Below are 13,332 nucleotides of genomic sequence, written 5' to 3'. Positions count from 1 at the left end.
CCGGGGGAGCGGTCCTCAAACTGAGTGACCGCTCCCCGTGAGAGGGGCATATTCCCATGCGATTTTCCCGGTTCTTCATCGACCGGCCGATCTTCGCAGGCGTCATCGCGGTGATCCTCACCGTGGTGGGTGCGCTTGCGTTCTTCGGCCTGCCGGTCAGCCAATATCCCGACATCGTCCCCCCGACGGTGACGGTGACCGCCCAATATCCCGGTGCTTCCGCCGAAACCGTCGCCGACACCGTGGCCGCTCCCATCGAGCAGGAAATCAACGGCGTCGACGACATGCTCTACATGTCCTCGCAGTCGACCGGCGACGGCAAGGTGACCATCACCGTCACCTTCAAGATCGGCACCGACCTCGATGCCGCGCAGGTTCTCGTGCAGAACCGCGTCGCCATTGCCGAGCCGCGCCTTCCCGACGCGGTGCGCGCGATGGGCGTGGTGACGCGCAAGACCTCGCCCGAGTTCCTGATGGTCGTGAACCTGCAGTCGCCCGACGGCACGTTCAACCGTGACTACCTGTCGAACTATGCCCTCACGCAGGTAAAGGACCGCCTCTCGCGCCTGAACGGCGTGGGCGATGTGCAGCTGTTCGGCTCGCGCGACTACGGCATGCGCATCTGGATCGATCCCACCAAGGCCGCCGCCATGAACCTGACCGCGGGCGAGATCGTCGCCGCGCTCAAGGCCCAGAACGTGCAGGTCTCCTCCGGTGCGATCGGCGCGCCACCGTATGATCGCGGCAACGCCTATCAGGTCGGCGTCGAGATGCAGGGCCGCCTGACAACGCCCGAGCAGTTCGGCGACATCGTCGTGCGCACCGATGCCGAAGGCCGCCAGGTCCGCGTGCGTGACGTGGCGCGCGTGGAACTGGGCGCGCAGGACTACACCACCAACACCTACCTTTCCGGCAAGCCCACGGTGGTGATCGCCGTGCTGCAACGTCCGGGCTCGAACGCGCTCGACGCCGCCAAGGCCGTGCGCGCCGAGATGGACGACGTGGCCACGCACTTCCCCAAGGGCCTCGAATACTCCGTCATCTACAACCCCACCGAGTTCATCGGTCAGTCGATCGACGCGGTGTACCACACCCTGTTCGAGGCGGTGATCCTCGTCGTCCTCGTCATTCTTGTCTTCCTCCAGAACTGGCGCGCCGCCGTCATTCCGATCATCGCGATCCCGGTCTCGCTGGTCGGCACCGCGATCATGCTCGCGGCGGTCGGCTACTCGCTCAACAACCTCTCGCTGTTCGGGCTGGTGCTCGCCATCGGCATCGTCGTCGACGACGCGATCGTCGTGGTCGAGAACGTGGAACGCTACATCGAGGAGGGCATGTCTCCGCTGGAGGCTGCTCGCCGCTCGATGGACGAAGTGACCGGCGCCCTGATCGCCATCGTCCTGGTGCTCTGCGCGGTCTTCGTGCCGACGCTGTTCATCACCGGCATGTCGGGCCAGTTCTACAAGCAGTTCGCCGTCACCATCACCACCGCCACGGTGATCTCGCTGGTGCTTTCGCTCACGCTGTCTCCGGCGCTGGCGGCGATGCTGCTGAAGGAACGCCATGCCCTGCCAGAGGGTGCCCCGCGCTGGAAGCGCACGCTGCAAGGCGCCGCGGACAGGTTCAACCACGGCTTCGAACGCATGAGCGAGGGCTATGCCCGCCTCACGCTCACCCTGGTGAAGCGCCCGGTGAAGATGATGGCGGGCTATGCCGCGCTCATCGCTGCCACCGTGGGCCTGTTCTGGGCGACGCCTGCGGGCTTCATCCCGAACCAGGACCAGGGCTACTTCCTCGCCGCGATCTTCCTGCCGCCGGGCTCGTCGCTCAACCGCACGGACGAAGTGACGCAGGAAGTCGCCAAGCGCATCCTGCCGGTCAAGGGCCTGCGCGGCGCGGTGATGTTCGCCGGCTTCCACGGTCCTTCGCAGACCGCCGCGCCGGACGCCGCCGCCATCTACTTCCCCTTCAAGAGCTTCGAGGAGCGGAAAGCTCTCGGCGTGACCTATGAAGGGATCATGGCCCAGGCCCAGGCCGCGATGCAGGGCTACGACAAGGCGCAGGTCCTGCTGATCCCGCCGCCGACCATCAACGGCATCGTCCCCCCGGGCGGCTACCGCATGGTCGTGGAGGACAAGGAAGGGCGCGGTCTGGCCGAGCTTCAGAAGGCTGCCGGCGCGCTGATCGCCAAGGCCAACCAGGCACCGGAACTGAGCCAGGTCTATACCCTGTTCACCATGAACACCCCGCGCGTCTTCGCCGACGTCGATCGCCGCAAGGCGGACATGCTGGGCGTCTCTCCCGCCAAGGTCTTCGAGGCGATGCAGGTCTACCTCGGTTCGGCCTACATCAACGACTTCAACCTGCTGGGACGCACTTATCGCGTCACCGCGCAGGCCGATGCCGAGCATCGCGGATCGACGGCGGACATCGCCAACCTCCAGACCCGCTCGGACTCGGGTTCGATGGTCCCGGTCGGCTCGGTCGCGACCTTCAAGGACCAGACCGGCCCCTACCGCGTGGTGCGCTACAACCTGCACCCGGCGGTGGAAATCGACGGCAGCTACGGCAAGGGCTACTCCTCGGGCCAGTCGCTGGCGACGATGGAGAAGATCGCAGGCGAAACCCTGCCTTCGGGCTACGGCACCGAGTGGACGGGTATCGCCTATCAGCAGGCCACCGCAGGCAATACCGCCGGCGTGGTGTTCGGCATGGCCGTGCTCTTCGTCTTCCTGGTGCTCGCCGCCCAGTACGAGAGCCTGACCCTGCCGCTGGCGATCATCCTGATCGTGCCGATGTGCCTCTTCGCGGCGATGCTCGGCGTGAACCTCAGGGGGATGGACAACAATATCCTGACCCAGATCGGTCTCGTCGTGCTGATTGCCCTTGCCGCCAAGAACGCGATCCTCGTGGTCGAATTCGCCAAGCAGGCCGAAGAGGAACGGGGCTATTCGCCGGTGGAGGCAGCCGTCTACGCGGCCCGCACCCGCCTGCGCCCGATCCTGATGACCTCGCTGGCCTTCATCCTCGGCACGGTGCCGCTGGTGATCGCCAAGGGTGCGGGCGCCGAGCTTCGCCAGGCGCTGGGCACGGCGGTGTTCTTCGGAATGACCGGCGTCACCGCCTTCGGCCTGCTGTTCACGCCTACCTTCTATGTCGTCTGCCGCAAGCTGGCGGCCTCCCTGCGGCGCAAGCCTGCAGCGGGTCATCACGCCAACCATGCGGTCGTGCCGGCGGAATGAAAGGACGCAAGATGTCCCTGAATATCAAATCCTTGGTCGCGGGACTTCTCGCCGCGACCACCCTCTCGGCCTGCGCCGTCGGACCCGACTATGTCGCGCCGACGCCGCCGGCCCAGGCAGCGGCGCCCTTCGTGGGCGTCCAGACCGCCGAAGTCACGGCCGCCGCGCCGGACGATACCTGGTGGCGGCTCTACAACGACCCGGTGCTTGACGGTCTGGTGACCGATGCCCTGGCCGCCAATACCGATGTGCGGGTGGCCGTGGCGCGGATCGAGAAGGCCCGCGCCAGCCTGCGCGGCGCCCGCTCGGACCGCCTGCCGCAGACCGACGTCAGCGCCAGCGGGACATATGGCCGCGTTTCCGAAGCGCAGGCTCTTCCCGGTTTCGATCGGGAAGGGCGCCGCGTGGATGGCCAGCTTGCGGTCAGCTACGAACTCGACCTGTTCGGACGCGTTTCGCGCGGGGTCGAGGCCTCGCGCGGCGATCTCGGCGCCGCGCAGGAGGATGCCGATGCGGTGCGGGTGACGGTCGTCGCCGATACCGTGCGCGCCTATGTCGATGCCACCAGCGCTGCCGACCAGCTTGGCGTCGCGCAGCGCACGGTGGAGCTGCTCGACCGTTCGGCGCGCATCACCAATGCCCGCTTCGAGCGCGGCCTCAACGAGAAGCTCGACGTGATCCGCGTCACCCAGCTTCGCGAGCAGCAGGCGGCGATGATCCCGAGCCTCCAGGCTGCCCGCGATGCGGCGCTGTTCCGTCTCGCGACCCTGACCGGGCGCACCCCGCAGGACCTGCCCGAGGCGGCGCGTACCCGCACCACCACGCCGGACGTGAGCAGCCCGATTCCCGTGGGTGACGGCGCAACCCTGCTGGCGCGCCGTCCCGACGTGAAGGCGGCCGAGCGCCGTCTTGCGGCGGACACTGCCCGGGTGGGCGTGGCCACGGCCGATCTCTATCCCAAGATCACGCTGGGCGGATCGATCGGCACCACGGCAGTCGGCGCGACCGACATCTTCGGCGGCGGACCGCTGCGCTGGCTGCTCGGGCCGATGATTTCCTGGGCTTTCCCCAACCAGGAAGCGATCCGTTCGCGGATCGGCGGGGCCAAGGCCGATGCCAAGGCCGATCTTGCCAGCTTCGACGGCACCGTGCTGCGCGCGCTGGAGGAGACCGAGACGGCGCTTTCGGCCTATCGCAACGCTCTGCTGCGCAAGGCGCGCCTCGCCTCGGCCCGCGATGCGGCGGAGCGGGCGGCGAACGTCAGCCTGGCGCGCGAGACCAGGGGACAGATCGATGCGCTCGATGTGCTCGACGCCCAGCGCACGCTGGCCCAGTCCGAAGCCGACTATGCAGCGGCGACCCGCGCCGTGGCCTTCGCCCAAGTGGACTTGTTCCGGGCATTGGGCGGTAGCTGGCAGGAAACCTGACGGGCTTCGCGGCCCAAACGAAAGGGGGCGGCAAGGTGATGCCTTGCCGCCCCCTTTTCGTATCGGCCGTTACGGTCAGCGCGAGCCGAAGGCGTAGCGCACGTTGATGCCGAATTCGCGCGGGGCCGTGGTGGTCACGCCGGTATACGTGCTCGTGGCCGTGGCGCCCGTCGGGCCGGTGAAGACCGGGCGACCGGTGGCGGGGTTGAACTGGCCCGCGAAGCCAAGCTGTTGATAGGCCGTGAACAGCGGGTTGGTGCGGGTGAGCGTCTTCGTCGTGTCGAAGACGTTCTTGGCGTAGAGACCGATTTCCCATGCCCCGTCGCCCGAGCGCAGGCCCGCGAAGAGGTTCAGCAGGGCATAGTCGCTCACGTCGTCCCAGGCGTTGCCGGGGTCGCCCTGCGACTTGCCGGTGTAGGTCAGGAGGCCGCGAAGGTAGGCATCGTTGCCGCCGAAGGCCGGGAACGAATATTCGCTCTGCACGGTGGCCGAGAAGGGCGCCATGAACGAGGCCCGTTGCGAGACGTCGCAGGCGGCGATGTTGTTGGCGCCGACAGCGGCCTGAAGGTCCGCCAGCGAGGGCGCGCTGGTGGTCGCATCGGGCACGCCATCGCCGTCCAGATCGTTGCACGGCACGCTGCCGCCCTTGATCTTGCCCAGCGAGTAGCTGGCCGAGGCGTTGAAGGTCCAGCCCTGCGTGATGTCGAACGAGACATCGCCTTCGACACCGTTGACCTCAACCGGCACGGCGCCGACGAAGTTGAAGTTGTTGACCTGCTGGGCCAGCCCGGTGACCGCACCCGTGGTGGGATCGCGCAGGGCGACGGTGTTGACGTAGAACACGCCCGAACCCGGCACGCGGTAGGGGTAGTTCTTGAACTTCTGGTGGTAGCCGGTGAGGTTGAAGCGGAGGCGGCCGTCCATGAGCGTGGACTTCAGGCCGATTTCATAGGATTCCGAGGTTTCGGCCGGCAGGTGAAGGAACGAGTTTTCCAGCGGCGAAGGGGTGATGTTGAAATCGCCCACGACATTGATGCCGGGCCGCCAGGAGCTGCCGGTGGCGGCGTAGATCATCAGGTCGGGCGTGAAGTTGTGCTTGATCGACCCGCTGTAGATCCACTTCTTCGCCTTTTGCGCATTGTTGGAGATCGTGGCGCCGTTGACGATCAGCTGGCTCTCGTCCTTGTAATCGATATGACGCGCGCCGCCCGAGATTTCGGTAGCATCGCCGATATGCACGGTGAGGTTGCCGAAGATCGACTGTTCGTGAGTCTTGCCCTGGCTGGTGATCGGCGTCTGCACGACTTGCGCAATGCCGCCGCCGAAGGCCGCGGGCAGGGCCACGATCGTCGGGTTGGTCAGGTCCGTATGCGGCTTGTTGTGGCTGTCGAAGAAGCCGGCCACGTAGTCGACCATGCCGAACAGGCGCGCTTCGTTCTGCAGCCGGACTTCATGCGATTCCGAGGTGGAGCGGGTATCGGTGATCTGGTCGACATTGCCGGCAAAGGCGTTGCCCTTGTCGAAGTTCTCCGTCGAGTGGATCTTCTGGGTATAGTACTGGCCCTGATAGATCAGGCGCTGGCCCCAGCCGCTGGCTTCCGCGCGCCAGTTGTAGACATCGAAGGCCTGGTTGACGAGGCGCGGGCTCTCGTAGTTCGAGAGGCGGTCCTTCGACGAGATGTAGACCGGGCTGGGCGCGGCGTCCGGATTGACCTCTGAGAAGGAGGCGATTTGGTCGTAGCTGCGCTGGTCGCGGTCGAGGCGCTGGTACATGCCTTCGAAGCGGAGCCAGTCGGTAGGCGTGACGAGGCCGGAAATACGGCCGCTCTTGGTGCGCGACCAGGGATCGCGGTTGGTGTAGATCGAGCGGACGCGGTCCAGCTCGTTCTCATCCCAGACGCCGGCGGCGCGGATCGCGGCGATGCCCTCGATCACGGGGATGTTAAGGCCGGCCTTGATGTTCTGCGTGCCGATGTCGTTGGCCGTCATGTCCACGAAACCGCCCAGCGAATAGAGGTCGGGCTTCTTGGTGGTGACGGTGATCGAACCCGAGGGCGAGGCGCGGCCGCGCAGCGTGCCCTGGGGGCCGCGCTGCACTTCGATCTGGCCGATGTCGTACATCTGCTGCAGCACGATGCCGGCAGTGATCGGCGCGTCGTTCATGTAGAATTCGACGGTGGGGTTGTTGCCGCTGGCGTTCACGTCGAAGTTGACGCCGCGCATCTTGGCGTTGCCGCCGATGCCGTTGGCATTGGTGTCGAGCTGGAGACCCGGCGCCAGCGTCGAAACTTCCTTGAAGTCACGCAAGTTGAGCTTGCCGATCTCGTCGGCGGTGACGGTGTCGATCACGGCGGGAACGTCCTGCACGTCTTCGTCGCGGCGACGGGCCTGGACGATGATGACGTTGGCTTCGTTGGCCGACACCGCATCGGGCGCTTCCTGGGCCAGGGCAGGGGCAACCCACCCCAGGCCGCACATACCCGACAGGCCCGCCGAACACAGCATCAGCTGCTTGAACGCACGCATTGACTCTCCCTCCGATTTCTTTGCTCTTGATTGGGAGAATGGGTGCTTGCGCGAGGCCCTTTTTGTCAAATGAAATGGCTTCATTTCTGACAAACTACGGCATGGCGTTATTTGAACACTCGCCCAAATTCTCGCGAAGCCGCTGAAATCGCCCGATTCGCTCTTGCGGCGGGGTCTGGTCGGGCTTGGGAGATTGTCCGCCGCAACGAAAAGGGGGCGCCGAAGCGCCCCCATGCCGATCGATAGGATGGCTGGCCGCCGACAGCGGCCCGCCATGGGCAGCCGATCAGTTACGGCTGGCCAGTTCCTTGTTCAGCCAGAGCGCCGCCAGCGTGGCGATCGCGCCGGAGAGCAGGTAGCCGCCCGAGGCGATCAGGCCCCAGTGGCTGGACAGCAGCAGCGCCGCCAGCGGGGCGAAGCCGGCGCCGAACAGCCAGGCCAGATCGCTCGTGAGCGCCGAGCCGGTGTAGCGATGCTCGCTGGCGAAGGCCGAGGCGACGACGCCCGAGGACTGGCCGAAAGCGAGGCCCAGCAGGATGAAGCCGATGATCATGAAGGCGATTTCGCCTGCCGGACCGGCATCGAGGAGCTGCGGCGCGAAGCCCGAGAACACCGCGATGGCGACGGCGCAGCTGCCCAGCAGGTTACGGCGTCCGAAGCGGTCGGCAATGCGCCCCGAAGCGATCACCGCGACGACGCCGAAGGCGGCCGCGAGCGCTTCGATCAGCAGGAAGCTGATCGGCGAATCAGGCGTGAAGAGGAACACCCACGAGAGCGGGAACACGGTGACCATGTGGAACAGCGCGAAGCTGGCGAGCGGGGCGAAAGCACCCAGAACGATGGTCTTCCACTCGTTGCGGAGCGTGGCGCCGACGCTGACCGGCTGAAGGTCGCGGCTGGCGAACAGGTTCTCGAACTCTTCGGTGACGACGATGCGAAGGCGCGCGAAGAGCGCGACGACGTTGATCGCGAAAGCCACGAAGAAGGGATAGCGCCAGCCCCAGTCGAGGAAGTCGGCGGCGGGGAGGGCGGCGATCATGAAGGCGAAGAGCGTGGAGGCCACGATCAGGCCGAACGGCGCGCCGAGCTGCGGGATCATCGCATACCAGCCGCGCTTGTGCTCGGGCGCGTTCAGCGCGAGCAGCGAGGCCAGGCCGTCCCAGGTGCCGCCAAGGGCGAAGCCCTGGCCCAGACGGAACAGGCAGAGCAGGACGATCGCGGTGTTTCCGGCCGATTCATAGGAAGGCAGGAAGGCGATTGCCGCGGTGGAGCCGCCGAGCATGAACAGTGCGATCGTCAGCTTGGTGCCGCGGCCATAGGCGCGGTCGACCGCCATGAAGATCAGCGAGCCGAACGGGCGGGCCACGAAGGCCAGCGCGAAGACCGCGAAGGAATAGAGCGTGCCGGTCAGCGCGTCGACGAAGGGGAAGAACAGCTTCGGGAACACCAGCACCGAGGCGATGGCGTAAACGAAGAAGTCAAAGAACTCCGACGTTCGGCCGATGATCACGCCGATGGCGATTTCACCGGGCGACGGCTGGTGATGCTCCTTGAACGTCGGCAGGCCCAGGGCTTCGCGGGGCTGGGGGATGCTGGTCATTTCGATTCTGCGGCCTTCGTTTCGGGTCCGCGCGCGGCCGGCCCTGGATAAAGCCTGCCGGATGCGGACGAATCAAGGCGGGCGCGCGAAACGCCCGGCTACATGGTGAGGCCCTATCGTCATTGATGGCCGTCAAGGGGATTGGACAAAATGTCCTATGTTCGCACTCGCGGCATGAGCCTAGGCGCTCCACCCATGCGCCCACCCGAGTCCAGACCGAAGCCGCGGCAGCTGACCGCGCTCGCCAAAGTCCTTGCCGCCTTGTCCCTGACTGGCGCGCTTTCCGCTTGTAACACCGTCGTGCTGAACCCGGCCGGCGATGTCGCGCGTCAGCAGGGTGACCTCGTCGTCATCTCCACGCTGCTGATGCTGCTGATCATCGTCCCGGTCATGGCTGCGACGGTCCTGTTCGCGTGGCGTTATCGCGCGTCGAACAAGGAGGCTGTCTATCAGCCGGACTGGGATCACTCGACCCAGCTCGAACTGCTGATCTGGACGGCCCCGCTGCTGATCATCATCTGCCTGGGTGCGCTGACCTGGGTGACCACCCACCTTCTCGATCCCTACCGCACCATCGGCCGCATCGACGCCACCACCCCGGTAGCCGCCAATGCCAAGCCGCTGGAAGTCGAAGTCGTCGCGCTCGACTGGAAGTGGCTGTTCATCTATCCCGAGCAGGGCGTGGCCACCGTCAACGAGCTGGTCGTGCCGACCGGCCGTCCGCTCCAGTTCAAGATCACCTCTTCGAGCGTGATGAACTCCTTCTACGTGCCCGCCATGGCCGGCCAGATCTACGCGATGCCGGGCATGGAAACGCGCCTGCACGCCGTGGTCAACAAGCCGATCGAAACCGTCGGCTTCTCGGCCAACTACTCTGGCGCCGGCTTCTCCAACATGCGCTTCGCCACGCATGCCGTTACCGAGGCGGACTTCGCCAAGTGGACTGCCGACGTGAAGGCCGGCACGCCTGCCACGAACGGCGAGACCGGCGGCAATCTTGACCGCGCCGCCTATCTCGAGCTTGAAAAGCCGAGCGAGAAGGTCCCGGCCACGCGCTACGCCACCGTCGCGCCCAACCTCTACGACGCGATCGTCGACATGTGCGTCGAGCCCGGCAAGATGTGCATGAGCGAAATGATGGCGCTCGACGCGCGCGGCGGCCTCGGCAAGGCCGGCATCCGCAACGTCGAGATGCTCGCTTACGACAAGCACGGCCGCGAAGCTGCAGCCACGGCCAATGCCAACCCGAACGCGGCCATCCAGCGCGAGCTGGCCTGGGTTCGCGCGCTCTGCCGCCAGATGCCGGGCTCCGCGCCCGACAAGACGGTCAAGGCGCCCGCCAACCTGCGTTCGCTGACCGGTGCCGGCATGGCGGCCCCGCAGTCGCTGCCGCTCTTCGGCAAGGACGAGCAGGCGCTCTCCGCACCGAAGGGCGAGCCTGTGGCCGCCAACGAAGCCGCGCACTCCTCTCAGATTTCCCGGAACTGATAGAACAATGGAAGTTGTAGACCATTCGCACTGGAGCCCGCTATTGGGCCGCCTGTGGTGGGACGCCATGCCACAGGAACCGATCGTGCTCGCCACGTTCGTCGTCGTTGCCCTTGGCGGCGCGGCGCTGGTGGCGGCGCTGACCTACTTCAAGCTCTGGGGCTATCTCTGGAAGGAGTGGTTCACCAGCGTGGACCACAAGAAGATCGGCATCATGTACATGATTCTGGGTCTCATCATGTTCCTGCGCGGCTTCGCCGACGCGGTCATGATGCGTATCCAGCAGTCGATCGCCTTCAACGGCAACGAGGGCTACCTCAACGCCCATCACTACGACCAGATCTTCACCGCCCACGGCGTGATCATGATCTTCTTCGTGGCGATGCCTTTCGTCACCGGCCTGATGAACTACATCGTGCCGCTGCAGATCGGCGCGCGAGACGTCAGCTTCCCGTTCCTGAACAACTTCAGCTTCTGGATGACGACGGCAGGCGCCGTGCTGGTCATGGCCTCGCTGTTCATCGGTGAGTTCGCGCAGACCGGCTGGCTGGCCTATCCGCCGCTGTCCAACCTGGCCTACAGCCCGTGGGTCGGCGTAGACTACTATATATGGGCCTTGCAGATCGCCGGTGTCGGCACCTTGCTCTCGGGCGTCAACCTGATCGCCACCATCGTCAAGATGCGCGCGCCGGGCATGACCATGATGCGCATGCCGATCTTCACCTGGACCGCGCTCTGCACCAACATCCTGATCGTCGCCGCCTTCCCGGTGCTGACGGCCGTGATGACCATGCTCACCGTCGACCGCTACCTGGGCTTCAACTTCTTCACCAACGACTTCGGCGGCTCGCCGATGATGTACGTGAACCTGATCTGGATCTGGGGTCACCCGGAAGTCTACATCCTCATCCTGCCCCTGTTCGGCGTCTTCTCGGAAGTCACCGCCACCTTCAGCGGCAAGCGCCTGTTCGGCTACTCGTCGATGGTCTACGCGACGCTGGTCATCACCATCCTCTCGTACCTCGTCTGGCTGCACCACTTCTTCACGATGGGTTCGGGCGCGAGCGTCAACTCGTTCTTCGGCATCACCACGATGGTGATCTCGATCCCGACCGGCGCGAAGCTCTTCAACTGGCTGTTCACGATGTACCGTGGCCGCATCCGGTTCGACCTGCCCATGATGTGGACGGTGGCCTTCATGCTCACCTTCACCATCGGCGGCATGACCGGCGTGCTCCTCGCGGTGCCGCCTGCCGACTTCGTGCTCCATAACTCGCTGTTCCTGATCGCCCACTTCCACAACGTCATCATCGGCGGCGTGCTGTTCGGCATCTTCGCGGCGATCAACTTCTGGTGGCCCAAGGCCTTCGGTTTCCGCCTGAACGAATTCTGGGGCAAGGTCAGCTTCTGGCTCTGGGTCCCGGGCTTCTGGTTCGCCTTCATGCCGCTCTACATCCTCGGCCTGATGGGCGTGACCCGCCGCATGCGCGTGTTCGACGATCCGTCGATCCAGATCTTCTTCATCATCGCCGCCTTCGGCGCCCTGATGATTGCAGGCGGCATCGGTGCCATGCTCGTCCAGTTCGCCGTGTCGATCTGGAAGCGTGAGGAACTGAAGGACGAAACGGGCGATCCGTGGAACGGCCGTACCCTGGAGTGGTCGACCTCGTCGCCGCCGCCGGAGTACAACTTCGCCTTCACGCCGATCGTCCACGACATCGACGCCTGGGAAGACATGAAGCGCTGCGGCGTGGAGCGTCCGCCCACCGGCTACCGTCCGATCCACATGCCCAAGGGCACCGGAACGGGCCTGATCCTGGCCGGCCTGTCGACCGTCCTCGGCTTCGCGATGATCTGGTACATCTGGTGGCTCGCAGCCGTGTCGTTCCTCGGCGTGATCGGCTACGCGATCTTCCATACCTTCAACTACAAGCGCGATTACCACATCCCGGTCGAGACGGTCGAAGCGACCGAGGCCGCGCGTACGCGCCAGCTTGCAGCCGCAGGAGCCTGATCGATGACTGCGACTGCAATCAAGACGGAACTGTCCCAGCCGCAACTTCAGGCCGCCTTCTACGACCTGAACGAGCACGACCATCCCGAAGGCGGCAGCACCATGCTGGGCTTCTGGATGTACCTGATGAGCGACTGCCTCATCTTCGCGATGCTGTTCGCCGCCTACGGTGTGCTCGGCGGCAGCTTCGCGGCAGGGCCGGGACCGAAGGACCTGTTCGAACTGCCGCTGGTGGCGGTGAACACGGCGATGCTGCTGTTCTCCTCGATCACCTACGGCTTCGCCATGCTCGCCATGGAAAAGGACAAGAAGGGCGCGACGCAGCTCTGGCTGCTCGTGACCGCCGTGTTCGGCGCCTCGTTCCTCGCGATCGAACTCTACGAATTCGCCAACCTCATCCATGAGGGCGCGACGCCGATGCGCTCGGGCTTCCTCACCGCGTTCTTCTCGCTGGTGGGCACGCACGGCCTTCACGTCACGTTCGGCCTGGTCTGGCTGTTCACGCTGGTCGTCCAGATCGGCAAGAAGGGCCTGATCCCGGCCAACAAGCGCCGCCTGATGTGCCTTTCGCTGTTCTGGCACTTCCTCGACGTGATCTGGATCGGCGTCTTCACCTTTGTCTATCTCATGGGAATGCTGTGATGAGCGACCACGTTCACCCCAACCACCATCTCGACGACGATCACGGCAGCCACGGTTCGCTCCGCGACTATGTGATCGGCTTCATCCTCTCGGTCATCCTCACCGCCATTCCGTTCTGGCTGGTGATGACCGGCGCGATCGCCGACAAGTCGACCACGGCCCTGGTCATCATGGCTTTCGCCGCGGTGCAGATCGTGGTCCACATGATCTACTTCCTGCACATGAACACGAAGGCCGAGAACGGCTGGACGGTCATGGCGCTGATCTTCACGATCGTCATTCTCGTGATCACGCTTTCCGGCTCGCTTTGGGTGATGTACCACCTGAACCACAACATGATGCCGATGACCGCCCACGACATGGGCCAGTTGCCCTGACTCTCGTCGTGATCGA

8 protein-coding genes are annotated in these 13,332 nt (G+C 65.2%); 6 read left to right on the top strand and 2 right to left on the bottom strand.

Annotation, left to right across the window (positions count from 1 at the left end):
* Positions 1–56: 56 nt before the first annotated feature.
* A complete protein-coding gene (locus AB4Z00_RS01740; RefSeq protein WP_442044674.1) occupies positions 57–3,242 on the top strand; it encodes an efflux RND transporter permease subunit in 3,186 nt (1,061 codons plus the stop codon).
* Positions 3,243–3,253: 11 nt separating this feature from the next.
* Positions 3,254–4,669, top strand: a complete 1,416-nt coding sequence (locus tag AB4Z00_RS01735) for an efflux transporter outer membrane subunit (protein ID WP_165921301.1) — start codon at positions 3,254–3,256, stop codon at positions 4,667–4,669.
* 75 nt (positions 4,670–4,744) lie between these two features.
* On the opposite strand, the gene AB4Z00_RS01730 is transcribed toward AB4Z00_RS01735, so the two are convergent.
* The gene (locus tag AB4Z00_RS01730) at positions 4,745–7,195 is read right to left on the bottom strand and encodes a TonB-dependent receptor (protein ID WP_442044672.1); all 2,451 of its coding nucleotides are present in this window, start codon (positions 7,193–7,195) and stop codon (positions 4,745–4,747) included.
* A gap of 286 nt (positions 7,196–7,481) precedes the next feature.
* Positions 7,482–8,795, bottom strand: a complete 1,314-nt coding sequence (locus tag AB4Z00_RS01725; protein WP_132261652.1) for an MFS transporter — start codon at positions 8,793–8,795, stop codon at positions 7,482–7,484.
* Between the two features lie 195 nt (positions 8,796–8,990).
* Here AB4Z00_RS01725 and cyoA point away from each other — a divergent pair, with 195 nt between their 5' ends.
* The 4 genes from cyoA to cyoD are packed head-to-tail and all read left to right on the top strand — an operon-like array spanning position 8,991 to position 13,316.
* Positions 8,991–10,283 (top strand): ubiquinol oxidase subunit II, encoded by a 1,293-nt coding sequence (gene cyoA, locus AB4Z00_RS01720; RefSeq protein WP_132261653.1) that lies wholly within the window; start codon positions 8,991–8,993, stop codon positions 10,281–10,283.
* A gap of 7 nt (positions 10,284–10,290) precedes the next feature.
* Positions 10,291–12,297, top strand: coding sequence for a cytochrome o ubiquinol oxidase subunit I (gene cyoB / locus AB4Z00_RS01715; RefSeq protein WP_442044669.1), 2,007 nt, complete (start codon positions 10,291–10,293; stop codon positions 12,295–12,297).
* 3 nt (positions 12,298–12,300) lie between these two features.
* A complete protein-coding gene (gene cyoC, locus AB4Z00_RS01710; protein ID WP_132261656.1) occupies positions 12,301–12,939 on the top strand; it encodes a cytochrome o ubiquinol oxidase subunit III in 639 nt (212 codons plus the stop codon).
* On the top strand, positions 12,939–13,316 hold the full coding sequence (cyoD, locus tag AB4Z00_RS01705; RefSeq protein ID WP_208324890.1) for a cytochrome o ubiquinol oxidase subunit IV: 378 nt from the start codon (positions 12,939–12,941) through the stop codon (positions 13,314–13,316). The genes cyoC and cyoD overlap by 1 nt, the downstream gene beginning before the upstream one ends.
* The last annotated feature ends 16 nt before the right edge of the window (positions 13,317–13,332 follow it).

It is taken from the genome of Novosphingobium sp. YAF33 (genome assembly GCF_052113265.1).
Lineage (GTDB): Bacteria > Pseudomonadota > Alphaproteobacteria > Sphingomonadales > Sphingomonadaceae > Novosphingobium.
The sequence above is the reverse complement of the archived record's forward strand: the minus strand, read 5'-3'. Positions and strand labels throughout refer to the sequence as shown.